General features: G+C 71.2%; 13 protein-coding genes. 7 read left to right on the plus strand and 6 right to left on the minus strand.

The genetic code is table 11. The features are described from left to right. Positions 1 to 6 precede the first annotated feature (6 nt). Positions 7 to 972 (minus strand): LysR family transcriptional regulator, encoded by a 966-nt coding sequence (locus tag F0357_RS14395; RefSeq protein ID WP_153483157.1) that lies wholly within the window; start codon positions 970 to 972, stop codon positions 7 to 9. A 178-nt stretch (positions 973 to 1,150) separates the two neighbouring features. Between F0357_RS14395 and F0357_RS14400 the strand changes: the two genes are divergently transcribed. Continuing rightward, entirely contained in the window at positions 1,151 to 2,083 is a 933-nt protein-coding gene (locus tag F0357_RS14400) for a ring-cleaving dioxygenase (protein WP_153483159.1), read from the plus strand. Between the two features lie 108 nt (positions 2,084 to 2,191). Then, entirely contained in the window at positions 2,192 to 2,824 is a 633-nt protein-coding gene (locus tag F0357_RS14405) for an alpha/beta hydrolase (protein ID WP_153483161.1), read from the plus strand. 60 nt (positions 2,825 to 2,884) lie between these two features. On the opposite strand, the gene F0357_RS25505 is transcribed toward F0357_RS14405, so the two are convergent. Beyond that, positions 2,885 to 2,956 (minus strand): hypothetical protein, encoded by a 72-nt coding sequence (locus F0357_RS25505; protein ID WP_376767834.1) that lies wholly within the window; start codon positions 2,954 to 2,956, stop codon positions 2,885 to 2,887. Then, on the minus strand, positions 2,953 to 3,741 hold the full coding sequence (locus tag F0357_RS14410) for a pirin family protein (RefSeq protein WP_208948346.1): 789 nt from the start codon (positions 3,739 to 3,741) through the stop codon (positions 2,953 to 2,955). The genes F0357_RS25505 and F0357_RS14410 overlap by 4 nt, the downstream gene beginning before the upstream one ends. 214 nt (positions 3,742 to 3,955) lie before the next feature. Between F0357_RS14410 and ligA the strand changes: the two genes are divergently transcribed. The 4 genes from ligA to F0357_RS14430 all read left to right on the plus strand — a co-directional run bounded on the left by ligA (position 3,956) and on the right by F0357_RS14430 (position 10,336). Next, a complete protein-coding gene (ligA, locus tag F0357_RS14415) occupies positions 3,956 to 6,154 on the plus strand; it encodes an NAD-dependent DNA ligase LigA (RefSeq protein WP_153483163.1) in 2,199 nt (732 codons plus the stop codon). 32 nt (positions 6,155 to 6,186) lie between these two features. Further along, the gene (locus tag F0357_RS14420) at positions 6,187 to 6,987 is read left to right on the plus strand and encodes a YqhG/Tai3 family protein (RefSeq protein ID WP_153483165.1); all 801 of its coding nucleotides are present in this window, start codon (positions 6,187 to 6,189) and stop codon (positions 6,985 to 6,987) included. A 39-nt stretch (positions 6,988 to 7,026) separates the two neighbouring features. Next, positions 7,027 to 8,916: a DNA mismatch repair endonuclease MutL gene (gene mutL, locus F0357_RS14425; RefSeq protein ID WP_153483167.1), complete on the plus strand. Its 1,890-nt coding sequence runs from the start codon at positions 7,027 to 7,029 to the stop codon at positions 8,914 to 8,916. A gap of 523 nt (positions 8,917 to 9,439) precedes the next feature. Then, on the plus strand, positions 9,440 to 10,336 hold the full coding sequence (locus F0357_RS14430; RefSeq protein ID WP_153483170.1) for a hypothetical protein: 897 nt from the start codon (positions 9,440 to 9,442) through the stop codon (positions 10,334 to 10,336). Positions 10,337 to 10,399: 63 nt separating this feature from the next. Here F0357_RS14430 and rsmD read toward each other — a convergent pair whose 3' ends face one another. Together rsmD and F0357_RS14440 are read right to left on the minus strand one after the other, a co-directional pair. Next, positions 10,400 to 10,966 (minus strand): 16S rRNA (guanine(966)-N(2))-methyltransferase RsmD, encoded by a 567-nt coding sequence (rsmD, locus tag F0357_RS14435; RefSeq protein WP_312861601.1) that lies wholly within the window; start codon positions 10,964 to 10,966, stop codon positions 10,400 to 10,402. A 145-nt stretch (positions 10,967 to 11,111) separates the two neighbouring features. Next, positions 11,112 to 14,015, minus strand: a complete 2,904-nt coding sequence (locus F0357_RS14440; protein ID WP_208948347.1) for a pseudouridine synthase — start codon at positions 14,013 to 14,015, stop codon at positions 11,112 to 11,114. 90 nt (positions 14,016 to 14,105) lie between these two features. On the opposite strand from F0357_RS14440, the gene F0357_RS14445 reads away from it, so the two are divergent. Then, the gene (locus tag F0357_RS14445) at positions 14,106 to 14,540 is read left to right on the plus strand and encodes a nucleoside deaminase (protein ID WP_153486999.1); all 435 of its coding nucleotides are present in this window, start codon (positions 14,106 to 14,108) and stop codon (positions 14,538 to 14,540) included. Here the strand turns inward: F0357_RS14445 and F0357_RS14450 are convergent. Then, positions 14,506 to 15,474, minus strand: a complete 969-nt coding sequence (locus F0357_RS14450) for a patatin-like phospholipase family protein (RefSeq protein ID WP_246161462.1) — start codon at positions 15,472 to 15,474, stop codon at positions 14,506 to 14,508. The genes F0357_RS14445 and F0357_RS14450 overlap by 35 nt on opposite strands. Positions 15,475 to 15,511 lie beyond the last annotated feature (37 nt).

Consider the following 15,511-nt stretch of genomic DNA (forward strand, 5'->3'; position numbering starts at 1 on the left):
GACGTCTCACGCCGGCGGCGCGCGGTTGCCTTCGATGAAGTCGCGCCGTCGGGCGATCTCCTCGGCGAGGAAATCGAGGAAGAGCCGCACCCGGGGCGAATGGCGCAGGTCCGGGTGCGTGAGGAGCCAGAGATCGGTGCCGAATTCCGGCGCCGGCGGCCCGAGGCGGGTAAGCGAGGGCCGCGCGTCGCCGATGAAGCAGGGCAGGTGACCGATGCCGAGCCCGGCTTCCACCGCCTCGCCGAGCCCGAGCACCGAATTGACCCGGTAGACGATGCGCTCCGGCGCGACCCGGCTCGCCACGAACTTCACCGCCTTGAGACCCGACAACGTGTCGCCGAGCGAGATCCAGCGCGCCGCGGCGAGGAGATCGTCGAGCCGGATGCCGTCCGGCTCGGGATAATCGGCCGCGCGGCCATAGAGCGCCCAGGTGATGCGGGCCGCACGCCGGCCGACCAGCGTGTCCGGCGGCTGATCCGTCGCCCGGATCGCCACGTCCGCATCGCGCTTCGAGAGATTCAGCGCCTGATTGCCGAGGATCACCTCGAGCCGGATGTCCGGGCAGGCGACGGCGAAGCGCGCGAACAGCGGCGTCAGCAGATGGACGAGCAGGGAATCGTTGGTGGTCACGCGCAGTTCGCCCGCCGGCGTGAGCTCGCGGCCGACGATGCGCCGCGTCACGCTGGTGATGTCGTTGGCGAGGCGGTCGGCGAGTGCCGCGATCTCCTCGCCGGCCGGGGTCAGGGTGTAGCCGGTGCGGTGGCGCTCGAAGAGCGGCGTGCCGAGCGCCGTCTCGATCTGCTTGAGGCGGCGAAACACCGTCGAGGGATCGAGGCCGAGCGCGGCCGCCGCGGCGGGCAGGCCGCGGGCGTCGGCCACGGCCTTGACGAGGCGGAACTCGTCCCAGGCGAGGGTGCCGAAGGGTTCCGCCGCGTTGCGCGGCCGCGCCGCGCCTTTGTCCGTGTCGGTCATTCGAGCCTCCGCAGGGCTGCTTCGGTCCGGTAATGCAAGCGCCGGTGCAAGCCTAATTGCCTCGGTGCAGATTTATCATTGCATGCATGCAAGCGAAAGCGCATGGCGCGGCGGCCGGATCGGCTTATCTCTGGTGTCACGAACAGGGCGACACGCCCTTCGACCGGAGGATCGGACCATGATCAACAAAGGCATTCATCACGTTACGGCCATCGCTGGCCCCGCCCGCCGCAATGTCGAGTTCTATACCCGCGTGCTCGGCCTGCGCCTGGTCAAGAAGACCGTGAATTTCGACGATCCCGGCACCTACCATTTCTATTTCGGTGACGAGAAGGGTTCGCCGGGGACCATCCTGACCTTCTTCCCCTGGGAGCATGTCGCGCCGGGTCGTCTCGGCATCGGCGAAACCCAGGAGACGGTGTTCCGCGTGCCGGAAGGCGCGATCGGCTACTGGGCACACCGCTTCGTCGAGAAGGGCGTGCCGCATGAGGCGCCGGTGAAGCGCTTCGGCGAGACCGTGCTCTCGTTCAAGGACCCGGACGGCATGCGGCTCGCCCTCGTGGGCGTGCCGGGTGCCGAGGCCGAGCCGGCGTGGGCCGGTGGCGACGTGGCCGTAGAGAACGCGCTCCGCGGCTTCCACAGCGTCAGCCTGCTTCTGGAGGCGGCGGCGCCGACGGCGGCGATCCTGACCGACGTGCTCGGCTTCGCCGAGGCGGCGCGCGAGGGCTCGCTGATCCGCTACAAGGCGGGTGATACCGCGATCGGCGGCATCGTCGATATCCGCGAGGCGGGCGGTTTCCTGCCGGCGCGGATGGGCGGCGGCTCGGTGCACCATATCGCCTTCCGCGCCGCGGACGATGCGGAGCAGGGTGAGATGGTCCGCAAGCTCTACGAGAACCATCGCATCCGCACCACGCAGCAGATGGACCGCAACTATTTCCGCTCGGTCTATTTCCGCGAGCCGGGTCACGTCCTGTTCGAGATCGCGACCGACGTGCCGGGCTTCGCCGCCGACGAGGCGGCCGAGCATCTGGGCGAGGCCTTGAAGCTGCCGTCGTTCCTGGAGCCGCACCGCGGCGAGATCGAGCGCGTCCTGCCCGAACTCGCCTGAACGCGAAGTCCCGAACTCACGGCTGCCGACCGGATCTCTGGCCGGCAGCTCTTGCTTTTCACGGTGGGCGCCGTCGGGGCGTCCCGGTCACCCTCGAGGAGACGAACCATGAGCACGGTTGAGGTTGCGGGCGCCGGCATCGACGCCTTCGCGCATCGCTTCGAGCCCGGCGCCGCGTCCGCCGCGCCGCTGTTGCTGCTTCACGGGACCGGCGGCGACGAGAACGACCTGGTGCCGCTCGGCCGCGCCGTGGCGCCCCAGGCGGCGCTTCTGTCGCCCCGCGGCAACGTCCTGGAAGGCGGCATGCCGCGCTTTTTCCGTCGCCTGCGGGAAGGCGTGTTCGACGAGGACGACGTGCGCCGCCGCGCGGCGGAGCTCGCGGACTTCGTCGCCGCCGCCCGGACCCGTTACGGCCTCGCGGCGCCCATTGCGCTCGGTTTTTCCAACGGCGCCAACATCGCCGCGGCGACCCTGTTCGTCCGCCCCGAGGCGCTCGCCGGTGCGATCCTCCTGCGGGCGATGGTGCCGCTTGCGGTGCCGCCCAAGGCGGACCTGACCGGTAAGCGCGTGCTGATGCTCTCGGGCGTGGTCGATCCGATCGTGCCGGCGGAGAACGTCAACCGCCTCGCCGCCATGCTCCGCGACGCCGGGGCGACGGTGCGCCACGAGGTGCTGCCCGGCGGGCACGGCCTGTCCCAGGCCGATCTCACGCTGGCCAAGGCCTGGCTCACCGGGGCCTGAACCGGCGCCAGACGACCGAACCGAACGGCCGGCCTCCACCGTGGGGGCCGGCCGTTCGCGTCAGGCGAAGCTGCCGAACTTGCCCGCCTGATAATCCCGGATCGCCTGCACGATCTCGTCGCGGGTGTTCATGACGAACGGGCCGTGGGAGACGACCGGCTCGTTGAACGGCGCGGCGTGGCCGAACAGAACCACGCCGCCCCGGGCGCGGTGATCTCGACGCTGTCCCCGTCCGCCGCGAGCTCGACCAGATGATGCTGGGCGACGGCCGTGCCGCCGACGGTGAGGTCGCCGCGCACGAGATAGAGAAAGACTGCACGATCCCGCGGGGCTGGCAGCGCGATTGTCGCGCCGGGGTCGAGGGTGATCGTCGACATGAAGGTGCCGCCGATCGGCGCGATCGGCCCCGTCACCCCGTCGAGGGTGCCGGCGATCAGCGCGAACCGGGCGCGGCCGCCGTCGAGCGTCACGACCGGGATCTCGTCCTTCTGCAGCCCGACATAATGCGGCGCCGTCATCTTCAGCCGGGCCGGCAGATTGACCCAGAGCTGAAGGATTTCGAGCGGCCCGCCGGTGCGCTTGAAGGCCTCGGGCGACAGCTCGGCGTGGACGAGGCCGCTGCCGGCCGTCATCCATTGCACCCCGCCCGCGCGGATGATGCTTTCGTGGCCGCCGGTGTCGAGATGGGAGAGTTCCCCTTCGAGGATGAAGGTCACCGTCTCGAAGCCGCGGTGGGGATGCGGCCCGAACGGCAGGCCGCGATTGTTCGGCGGGTAGACCTGCGGTCCGTGGTGGTTGAGGAACAGGAACGGATCGATCTGCTCCACCGCGGGCCCCGGCAGGGGGCGGCGGGTGACGAGATCGCCGATATCGTCCCGGTAGGCGGGATGGGCGCGGCGGACGGTGCGCGAGGTCAAGGCGGGCTCCTTGCGGACAGTGAGACGGGTTCGTTCGTCATATAGTCCGTCAGGCCGGCCGCGGTGGCGGACGCGTGGGGTGCGGCGGCGAACGCACCGTTCGCTCGTCGGAGACGATGCTCCCGTGGATGTGGGCTTTGACCGGGCAGGCGAGGCTTGCCCTTCGCCCCGCGGAACGCCCTATATGGAGCCTTCGCCTGTGCCGGATTCGCGCATGACCCGATCGACGCCCGACCGAAACGACCCAGCCGCCCGAGGCACCGCGACCGCGGAAGCCTCTGGGGATGCCGTGGCGGGCGAGGCGGCGGTGGGGGCGACGGCGGTCGAGGCGCTGACCGAGGCGGACGCGCGTGCCGAACATGCCGCGCTCGCCCGCGAGATCCGCGCCAACGACGAGGCCTATTATCGCGAGGACGCGCCGGTCATCTCGGACGCGGCCTACGACGCGCTGCGGCGCCGGCTCGCCGAGATCGAGGCGCGCTTTCCCGAACTCATCAGCCCCGACAGCCCGACCCAGACGGTCGGCGTCGCGCCCTCCGAGACGTTCGGCGAGGTCCGGCACGCGGTGCCGATGCTCTCGCTCGACAATGCCTTCACCGAGGAGGACGTCGCGGATTTCGTCGGCCGGGTGCGCCGGTTCCTCCGCCTCGGCGCCGACGAGCCGCTCGTCGTCACCGCCGAGCCGAAGATCGACGGCCTCTCCTTGTCGCTGCGCTACGAGAACCGCCGCCTCGTGCTCGCCGCGACCCGGGGCGACGGCACCACGGGCGAGAACGTCACCGCCAACGCGCGCACCATCGCCGACATTCCCGACACCCTGCCGGCGGACGCCCCCGACATCGTCGAGGTGCGCGGCGAGTGCTACATGGCCCATGCCGATTTCGCCGCGCTCAATGCCCGCGAGGCGGAGGAGGGCGGCCGGGTGTTCGCCAATCCGCGCAACGCGGCGGCGGGCTCGCTGCGCCAGCTCGATCCGGCCGTCACCGCGCGCCGGCCGCTTCGTTTCTTCGCCTATGCCTGGGGCGAGATGAGCGGGGTGCCGGAGGCGACCCAATACGACATGGTCGCCCGCTTCGGCCGCTGGGGCCTGCCGGTCAATCCGCGCATGACGCGCTGCGACAGTGCCGAGGCCCTGATCGCCGCCTACCGGGCCATCGAGGCCGACCGCGCCAATCTCGGCTACGACATCGACGGCGTCGTCTACAAGGTCGACCGGCTCGACCTCCAGCAGCGCCTCGGCTTCGTCTCCCGCTCGCCGCGCTGGGCGATCGCCCACAAGTTCCCGGCCGAGCAGGCGACGACGGTGCTCGAGCGCATCGAGATCCAGGTCGGCCGCACCGGGGCGCTCACCCCCGTCGCCAAGCTGAAGCCCGTCACCGTCGGCGGCGTCGTCGTCTCCAACGCGACGCTCCACAACGAGGACGAGATCCGCCGCAAGGACGTCCGCGAGGGCGACACGGTGATCGTCCAGCGCGCCGGCGACGTCATCCCGCAGGTCGTCTCGGTGGTGCTCGACAAGCGCCCCGAAGGCGCCGAGCCGTTCGTCTTCCCGACCGTATGCCCCGCCTGCGGCAGCCACGCGGTGCGCGAGGTCAATCCGCGCACCGGGCGCGAGGATGTGGTACGCCGGTGCACCGGCGGCCTGATCTGCCCGGCCCAGGCGGTGGAGCGGCTGCGCCATTTCGTCTCCCGCCACGCCCTCGACATCGAGGGTCTCGGCGAGAAGCAGATCGTCGCCTTCTTCAACGACGGCCTGATCGCGAGCCCGGCGGACATCTTCACCCTCGAGGCGCGCGACGCGCGCTCCCTCAAGAAGCTGAAGGATCGCGAGGGCTGGGGCGCGACCTCTGCCCGCAATCTCTTCGCCGCCATCGAGGCGCGCCGCCGCATCGCGCTCGCCCGCCTCATCTTCGCCCTCGGCATCCGCCATGTAGGGGAGACGACGGCGCGGCTGCTCGCCCAGGCCTTCGGCACGTGGGAGGCGTTCGCGGCGGCGGTGACCGAGGCGGCGGACCGCACCGCGCCGGCGTGGCACGAGCTCAACGCCATCGACGGCATCGGCGAGGTGGTTGCGGAGGCGGTGACGGATTTCTTCGCCGAGGCGCACAATCGCGACGCGCTCCGGCTTCTCATCGCCGAGATCGAGGTCGAGCGGGCGGAGCCGCGCGTCGCCATCGAATCGCCGGTTGCCGGCAAGACGGTGGTGTTCACCGGCTCGCTCGAGAAGATGACGCGGGACGAGGCGAAGGCACGCGCCGAATCGCTCGGCGCCAAGGTCGCCGGATCGGTGTCGGCGAAGACGGATCTCGTGGTGGCGGGTCCGGGCGCGGGCTCCAAGCTGAAGAAGGCGGCGGAGCTCGGTATCGAAGTGATCGACGAGGACGCTTGGCTCGCTCTCGTCGAAGGACGATGATCGGTCGGGGGATCGTGACGGAGTTTTTCCTGATGAAGATGTTCCGCCTCGGCGGGGGATGGCTTGCAGCGGCCGCGGTCGCGGCCCTGGGGCTCGTGGGTCCTCAATTCCTTGCTGCCCATTCCTCGCTCGGGGCCGCCGTGCCGCGGGCGTTCGCCGCCGATGCCGGCCCGGCGACGCCGGCCGCGCCCGCGCCGCCGGCGAACAATGCGGTCCCCGACAACACGGTGCCCGACGGCAAGGCCGTGCCCGGCAACACGGTGCCGGACGGCAAGACGGCTCCCGCCGACGGCAAGACGCCTCCCGACGGCAAGACGCCTCCCGACGGCAAAACGGCGCCGGGCGGTGCGAAGCCCGGAGATCCGAAGCCCGGGGACAAGAAGCCGGCCGACGGCAAGGCCTCGGTGACCGAGGTCGACACCAACGATCCGGCCGAGCTGCTCGCGATCCTCTACGACAATTATCTCGAAGGGCCGGGCGTCTCGGCGTTCGAGCCGAGCCAGCGGGCGCAATATTTCTCGCCGCGCGTCCTCAAGCTGCTCGATTCGCTCGACCGCAACAGCGACGCCACCAAGAGCGGCATCATCGGCCGGCTCGGCTTCGATCCCGTGCTCGACGGCACCGACGACAATCTCGACAATCTGGTGCTCAGCGAGCCGCAGATCGTCGGCAACACGGCGCTCGCCACGGTGTCCTTCACCGTCGAGGGCCAGCCGAGCCAGATCGTCTATTCCTTCGTCAAGGTGAACGGGCAGTGGCGCATCGACGACATCGAGCGCATCTCCGACATTTCGCCCTGGCGGCTCAACAACATGCTGTCGAGCGACGGCTGAGCCGAGGGCTCGGCCGGCGTCCGCGGCGGAGGACGGATCATGGCGGTCCGCCAGCTCGAGGACGGGCTCATCAACCGCATCGCCGCGGGCGAGGTGATCGAGCGCCCGGCGAGCGTCGTCAAAGAACTCGTCGAGAACGCCCTCGATGCCGGCGCGCGGCGCATCGAGATCGTCACCGCGGCCGGCGGCAAGACGCTGATCCGCGTCGTCGACGACGGATCGGGCATGGACGAGGACGACCTCGTCCTCGCGGTGGAGCGGCACTGCACCTCGAAGCTCGATGCGGACGGGCTCGATTCGATCGCCACGCTCGGCTTCCGTGGCGAGGCGCTGCCCTCGATCGGCGCGGTCGCGCGGCTCGCGATCGCGACGCGGCGGGCGGACTCCGACCACGGCCTCGAACTCATCGTCGAAGGCGGCGAGAAGCGCGAGCCGCGCCCGGTGCCCCTCAACGGCGGCACCCGCGTCGAGGTCCGCGATCTGTTCTTCTCGACGCCGGCGCGGCTCAAATTCCTCAAGACGGATCGCGCCGAGGCGAACGCGGTGACGGAGGTGGTGCGCCGCCTCGCCCTCGCGGTGCCCGACGTCGCCTTCGTGCTGACCGGCAGCGACCGCACGCCGTCCGAATGGCCGGCCCGCGCGGGCGACGAGGGCCGGGCGCGGCGCATCGCCGACGTGCTCGGCCGCGAATTCGTCGAGAACGCGATCCCGATCGCCGCCGAGCGCGAGGGCGTGCATCTGACCGGCTTCGCCGGGCTGCCGGCCTATACCCGCGCCGCCGCGACCCACCAATATCTGTTCGTCAACGGCCGGCCGGTGCGCGACCGCGTGCTGATGGGGGCGCTGCGGGCGGCTTATTCCGACGTGATGGCGCGCGACCGCCATCCGGCCGCCGTGCTCTTCATCACGCTCGATCCGCGCGAGGTCGACGTCAACGTCCACCCCGCCAAGGCGGACGTGCGCTTCCGCGATCCGGGCCTCGTCCGCGGTCTCCTGATCGGGGCGATCCGCGAGGCGATCGCCCGCGCCAACGACCGCGCCACCACGAGCGGCGCCGCGGCGACCCTCGCCGCCTTCCGGGCGCAAGGCTTCGGCGGAGCTGCGGGATCGGCAGGGCAGGGCGGCTTCGGCCGGTTCGGCGGGCCGCGTCCGGCACCGTCCGACTGGCGCGCGTCGGCCTTTCGCCCGCTCGACGGCGAGCCGGCCGGGACCGAGGCGGCGACCGGCCTCGCGGAGGAGGGCGCGCCCTACGCCGCCGGGGACGGCGTTCAGGCGGCCTTCGGCGACCTCGCGCGCCCCAGCGCCGATGCCCGCGCCGGATTGGCCGCCGACGCTCCGGCCCACGAGAGCTTTCCGCTCGGCGCCGCCCGGGCCCAGCTTCATGGGACCTATATCGTCGCCCAGACGCGCGAGGGCATCGTTCTCGTCGACCAGCACGCCGCGCACGAGCGCCTCGTCTACGAGCGCCTCAAGGCCCAGCGCACCGAACGCGGCATCGCCCGCCAGATCCTGCTCGTGCCGGAGATCGTCGATCTGCCGGCCGAGGACGTCGACCGGCTCGTCGCCCGGGCCGACGACCTCGAAAGCCTCGGCCTCGTCGTCGAGGCTTTCGGCCCCGGCGCCGTCGCCGTCCGGGAAACCCCGGCCGTGCTCGGCCAGACCGACGCCGCGGCGCTCGTCCGCGATCTCGTCGACGAGATCGCCGAATGGGACCGTGCCACCGGCCTCGAAGAACGGCTCAACCGCATCGCCTCCACCATGGCCTGCCACGGCTCGGTGCGGGCGGGCCGCCGCATGCGTCCCGAGGAGATGGACGCTCTTCTGCGCGAGATGGAGGCGACGCCGAATTCCGGGACCTGCAATCACGGCCGGCCGACCTTCATCGCCTTGAGCCTCGCCGACATCGAGCGGCTGTTCGGCCGCCGCTGAGGCGATCGCCCTCGTCGCGGACGTGTGGGATATCGTGGGGCGCAACATCGTGGCGGATCGCCTAAGGTGTGCCCGCACCGCGCTCCGCGATGCCTTCCGTATCGCAGGCGAGGCAGACGGGGGGCTCGCGTCATATGACGGCTTTAAGACGGTTCGCAGTCCCCTCGATGAGTATTAGTTCTTGAAATATTTGAACTTTTGGAAGATTTCCCCGCACTTCAAACGTTCAAGAAAATATGTGTTGCGGATCAGTAGGAACTGAACGAAAAGGCGTCTAGCGAAGCGGACCATCGCGCCTCCCCCGAAGCGGGGGCCGTTTCGTCCCTCGCGCCGGCAGGCGGTCCGGAAGCCGCTTCCCGGTCGCCGTATTCGTGTTGCCACGCTCAAGCACCTTCGGTTCGCGCCTCCAGCCTGCCCTCTCGCGAACCACGGTCGGACGTCTCGTGTATGGAGATGTCGAGGGCTGGATCAGGACGCGGGCGCGTTCTTCTCGCGTACGCGTCGGTTTGTACGGATTGCGTTTATGACCGAACGACCGAATGTCCTCATCGTGTGCCCCGCCCACGATCACCGCGTCTTCGTTTCAACCTCGCTCGCCATCACCCGGCTCGTCGTCGCGCTGATGGAGCACAAGATCCAGTCGCGGGTGCTTTATCTCTCCGGCGACGCGATCGTGAGCCGCGTCCGCAACGGCGCCATCGCCGAGTTCATGTCGCAGCCCAATGCGACCCATCTCCTCTTCCTCGATTCCGACATTGATTTCGATCCGATGACGGTGATCCGGATGCTGAAGAGCGGCTTCCCGTTCACCTGCGCCGCCTATCCGAAGAAGACCTATCCGAACGCGGACGCGCGCCTCGTCGATGCGCGCGACCTGAAGTCGTTCCACGAAGCGGTGCTCGACTGGAACGTCGTGTTCGAGGACGACGCTGTGATGCGCGGCTCCGCGCGCCCGACCGTGACGCACAATGGCTTCGCCAAGGTCCTGAAGACCGGCGCCGGCCTGATGCTGTTGCAGCGTAAGGTCGTCGCCACCATGGTCGAGCGCTTCAAGAGCCTGCGCTACAAGGACGATATCGGCAACGCCGGCGGCTCCGGATACCGCTACAACACGAGCGGTTTTGGCGGCTATCTCTACGGGCTGTTCGATCCGTTCGTCGATCCGAAGACGGATACCTTCGTCGGCGAGGATTATGCCTTCTGCCAGCGTTGGGTCGACGAATGCGGCGGCGAGATCTGGTGTGACCTGAGCGCCCGGCTGTCCCATTGGGGCCCGCACTCCTATTCGGGCACCCTGTTCGAGACGCTGTCGGTCCGCCGCCGGGCGCAGCAGCGCCGCGAGGACGCTGCGGGCGGCAAGACACCGTCGGCGGTACGCCTCAACGTCGTGCCGGATCAGGCTGCCGTCGGGCGCCGCTGAGGCGAGGGGCGCTCGTTGGACGCTTCGCCGCCTGAAGGTGACGGGCCGGCGAAGGCCGTCATCTCAAGCCTCCGCTGGTCCGAAGCGGAAGATGACGACCTGCGAGATGCCCTGCGCGCGCCGGTCGAGCGCCTCGAAGCCGGCCGGCGTGGTGATCTCGGCCTCCGCGGTCTCTTCGAGGATGGCGAGGGCGCCGGGCTTCAGCCAGCCGCCGGCGGCGAGGCTCGCAAGCGCCGCTTCGCCGAGGCCGCGCCCATAAGGCGGGTCGAGGAACGCGAGGTCGAACGGTCCGTGGGTGCCTGAGGGGCCGAGGCTCGTCGCGTCCCGGCGATAGATCTTGGTCTCGCCGGTGAGCTTCAGATTTTCGACGTTCCGCCGGATCAGCGCGCGCGCCTCCGCGGCGTCCTCGACGAACAGGCAATGCCGCGCGCCGCGTGACAGCGCCTCGAGGCCGAGCGCGCCGGTGCCGGCGAACAGATCGAGCACCCGCGCCCCCTCGACGGGATCGTCGTAGCCGTGGATCAGGATGTTGAACAGGCTCTCGCGCAGGCGGTCCGAGGTCGGCCGAATCGCCTGATCGCTTGGCGTCGCGAGCGCCGCCCCCTTGAAACGTCCCGCCACGATGCGCACGGCCGGTCCTCGGTCGGATGGGTCATTCGTCGGGGACGGCGGCCGGATCACGAGCGGTGATCCGACGCCACCCGCCGTCTGGTGAGCCCGCTGCTCCAAAAAGAAGCGGCGGGGTCTAGCTCATGGGATGAGCGGGCGGTGCGCGTCAGCCGCGCGGCCGCGGGGGCCGCGGCGCGCCGCCGCCGGGGCGTCCGCCCGGCCGGCCGCCCTTGGGTCCCGATCCGGTCGGACGCGGTCCCTTCGGACCCGCCCCTCTCGGCCCGGCGCCCTTGGGACCCGCGCTGCGGGGACCGTCGCTCCGTCCGGGACGCGGGCCGGAGCCCGGACCACGGCCGCCACCGTCGTCGTTGCGGCGGAAGCCGCCCTCGCGCCGTTCGCCGCGCTGCGGACGCTCGCCGCGCGCGTCGTCACGCGGACGTCCGCGTCCACCCTCGAAACGACCGCCCTCGGACCGGCCACCTTCGGGCCGCTCGAAGCGCGCCGGCCGCCCGTCGGACGGACGCTCGCTGCGCGGTCCCCGGCTCGGCCGGTCGCCGCGATCCTCGCGCGGTCCGCGGTCGCCGCCGAACCCGCGATCGGGACGCGGTCCGCGGTCGGGACGCGGCCCGCGCTCGGACCGCTCGCCGCCGCCGAAACGGCGCTCGCCGCGCGCGCCCTCGTCCCGGGCCGGACGCGGCCGGGCCGGGCGATCGCCGCCGCCCTCGCTGCGCTCGCCCCACGGCTTGAATTCCCGTGGCTTGAACTCGCGGTCGCCCCGGTCGCGGCCACGGCCGCCTTCACCGAAGCCCCCCTCGCGGCGCCCGCCGGAGCGCGGCTGGCGCTCACCGGCGTCGTCGCCACTGCGCGGCCGCCGCTCGAACGGACGACCGTCGCCGCGGGCCCCGGCACCGCGCTTGTCACGGTCGCCGAAGCCGCGTTCGTCCCGCTCGCCGCCGGGCGGGCGGTTCGGACGGATCGGCGCGTGATCGGTCCCTTCGCCGCCGAAGGCATCCGGGTTCGTCACACCGAGGACGCGCGGCGTGTGGCCGCCCTTGCCCTCACCGCGATTGAACCTGCCTTCGCCGCGATCGAACTTGCGCTCGCCGCGACCTTCACCCCGGTCGAACTTGCGGTCGCCGCGATCGTTGCGGTCGCCGAAGCTCTTGCGTTCGCCATAGCTCTTGCGCTCGCCGCGATTTTCGAAGCCGCGGCCGCCGCGCTCGTCACGGTCGCCACCGCGGCTGAAGCGGCCGCCTTCGCCGCCGCCGAGCGGGCGAGGCGTGCGCTGCGGACGGTCACCGTCGCGGCGGGGGCGATCGCCGTCACGCTCCGGACGGCTCGGACGCCGCTCGTCCCGGCCTTCAGCGCTGCGGCGGGGCTCGTAGGCATCGGTGCGGGCGCTCGCGCGCGGCAGCACGCGCGGCTGGCGCGCGGCCGGCTTGACCGGCGAGAAGTCCGCGCCGGCATCGGCCGCAAGCTTGCCGCCGATCTGGTCGCGCAGAACCTTGCCCTTCACCTCGCGCACCTCGCCCGGTTCCAGCTCGCCGAGCTGGAACGGACCGAAGGAGACGCGGATCAGCCGGTTCACGTCGAGGCCGAGCGAGGCGAGAATGTTCTTCACCTCACGGTTCTTGCCTTCGCGCATCGACACGGTGATCCAGACGTTCTCGCCCTGCTGGCGGTCGAGCACCGCATCGACCGGGCCGTAGAGAACGCCGTCGATGGCGACACCGTCGGCGAGCGCATCAAGCGCCGCCTGGGTGACCTCACCGTGGGCGCGAACCCGGTAGCGGCGCAGCCAGCCGGTGGCCGGCAGTTCCAGCACCCGGGCGAGACCGCCGTCGTTGGTGAGCAGCAGAAGGCCCTCGGTGTTGATGTCGAGGCGGCCGATGGTCATGACGCGCGGCAATTCCGGCGGCAGCTTTTCGAACACCGTCGGCCGGCCTTCCGGATCGGCGTTGGTCGTCACCAGCCCACGCGGCTTGTGATAGAGCCAGAGCCGGGTCGGCTCCTTGCCCGGGATGGGGCGGCCGTCCACGGTGACCTTGTCGTTCGGGCCCACATTGAAGGCGGGCGTGTCCAGGCGCGTGCCGTTGACGGCGACGCGGCCGGCGAGGATCCAGTCCTCCGCCTCGCGGCGCGAGCAGAGTCCGACGCGGGCGAGCACCTTGGCGATGCGCTCGGTCTTCTCACCGTCGTCGCGGGAGACCGGACGGCGCTGGGGCTTCGGCGCCGGCGCAGGGCTGTCGTCCTCGTCGTCGAGGTCGAGTTCGTCGAGCTCGAAATCGGCGAGATCGGTGTCCTCGATCTCCTCGAGGTCGACGTCGTCGAAGGCATCCTCGTCGGCTTCGAGATCTTCGAGGGCGTCCTCGTCGAGATCGTCGCCGTCGAGCTTGCCGTCATAGGCGTCGAGGAGGCCGTCGCCCTCGCTCGGCTCGTCCCATTCCGGGAAGCCGGTCTCGTGGCGCGCCTCGTCGGCGAAGTTCGCCGCATCGAAGGTCTCGTCGTCGAAGCGGATTTCCGCCTCGTCGGCATCGTCGTTTTCGTCGAGGGCCGGCGCCTCTTCCGGCGCGGCGAACGCGGCATAGCCGTCGTCGCCGAGCGGCGCGGTCTCGTCGAGCGCGGCCGGCTCGGCCTCGGCCGGGGCGGCGGCGCGCTTGGCGCGCGGCTTGCGGGCGGGCTTGTCCTCGGTCACGGCGACCGGCGCGGTCTCCGCCTCGGCCGTCTCAGCCTCGACCTGCTCGGCCTCTATCTTCTTGGCGCGGCTGCGCTTGGCGGGCTTCGCGGCGTCCGCCTCGGCGACCGGCGTCGGCTCGGCCTCGGCGACGGCCTCGGCCTTCTTGGCCCGGGTGCGGGGCGCCTTCGCGGCCGGCTCGCTCGCCTCGGTCGCGGCAACGGCGGTCGCTGCGGCGTCGTCCGCCTTGGCGGCCTTGGCCGCGCGCTTGCGCGCCGGCTTGTCGTCCGCGGACGCGTCGGCGACCTCGGGCGTTTCGGTTTCGGGGGCGGCAGACCGGCCGCGAGCGGCACGTCCGCGGCCGGCGGAGTTGTTTTCAGTCGATTTTCGGATCATGGGCGGCGTGATAGCAGAGGTTGGAACGCGGCGGAATTGGAAAGTCTTGAGCGGGTGAGCGAGACGGCACGGACGACAGCCGGCGGCTACATGGATCGCGCGCTCGAAGCCGCCCGCGCCGCCGCCGAACGGGGCGAGGTTCCCGTCGGAGCGGTGGTGGTGCGCGACGGCGCGGTGATCGCGACCGCCGGCAACCGCACCCTCGCCGACCGCGATCCGACCGCCCACGCGGAGATCCTCGCGATCCGCGCCGCCGCCGCGGTGCTCGGCTCGGAACGCCTCGTCGGCTGCGATCTCTACGTCACGCTGGAGCCGTGCCCGATGTGCGCCGGGGCGATCTCGTTCGCGCGCATCCGCCGGCTCTATTACGGCGCCGGGGACCCCAAGGGCGGCGCCGTCGAGCATGGTGTCCGGCTCTATGCCTCGCCGACCTGCCACCACGTGCCGGAGGTCGTCTCGGGCCTCGCCGAGCGGGACGCCGCCGCGCTCCTCAGAGACTTTTTCCGCGATCGGCGCGGCGGCTGAGCGCCGGCGCCGCAAGCCGCGCCTCGATCGCGTCTCCGATCGTCCGCTTGGCGCTCTCGCGCAGCGGCTCGGCGGCGGCGAGAATCTCGCGGGCTTTCAGGAAATCGAGCACGCCGAAGCGGTTGATGTCGGGCCGGAGCACCACGTCGGGCTGACGCCGGCGCAGCTTCTCCTGCACCACGGCCTGCATCAGGATCTGGATCGAGCCGAACAAGGCCCGCCGCGGCGGCGGGATGAGCCGCTTGCCGCGCCGGGTCGGCCCGTTGACCACATCGACGGCGATGACGAGGTCGAGCTCGTCGGGCAGCACGTCGAACGGCATTGGATTGACGATCGAGCCGTCGACGAGGACGACGTCCTCCCGCGTCACCGGCCGAAACAGGCCCGGGATCGCGATCGAGCCGGCGATCGCCGAGCGCAGGTCGCCCGTCGTCAGACGGACTTCGCGCCAGCCATAATAATCGGCGGCGACGGCAGTGAAGGGAATGCCGAGCCCCTCGAAGGTCTCCGGCAGATGATCCGGCAGCACCAGGTCGACGATCCGCTCGGGCTGGAGGAGCGAGCCGCTCGGACCGAACAGGTCCATGAAGCGCGGCGGCCGCAACTGCCACAGCTTGCCGAGGAAGGTGCGGCGGTCGAGGAAATGCGCGGCGGCGAGCGCCGCGAGCTCCCGGCCGGTGATGCCGGCCGCAGCGCCGACGCCCATCAGCGCGCCGATCGAGGAGCCTGCGATCGCGGCCGGACGGATGCCGAGATCGTCGAGGGCGGCGATCGCCGCCGCGTGACCCAACCCGCGCGCGCCGCCCCCCGACAGCGCGAGCCCGATGGCGAGGCCGCCGGCGCCATGACGGGGCGGCGTCCGCACCATCGGGGCGGCGGAGACGGGACCTGACGTGCCCGGGAACGGCAGGAGTTCCCTGATGTCGGAATTCATGTAACCTGCCCCTTTCGCGGCATGACGGCGGACGACA

Source organism: Segnochrobactrum spirostomi (assembly GCF_009600605.1).
Classification (GTDB): Bacteria; Pseudomonadota; Alphaproteobacteria; order Rhizobiales; family Segnochrobactraceae; genus Segnochrobactrum; species Segnochrobactrum spirostomi.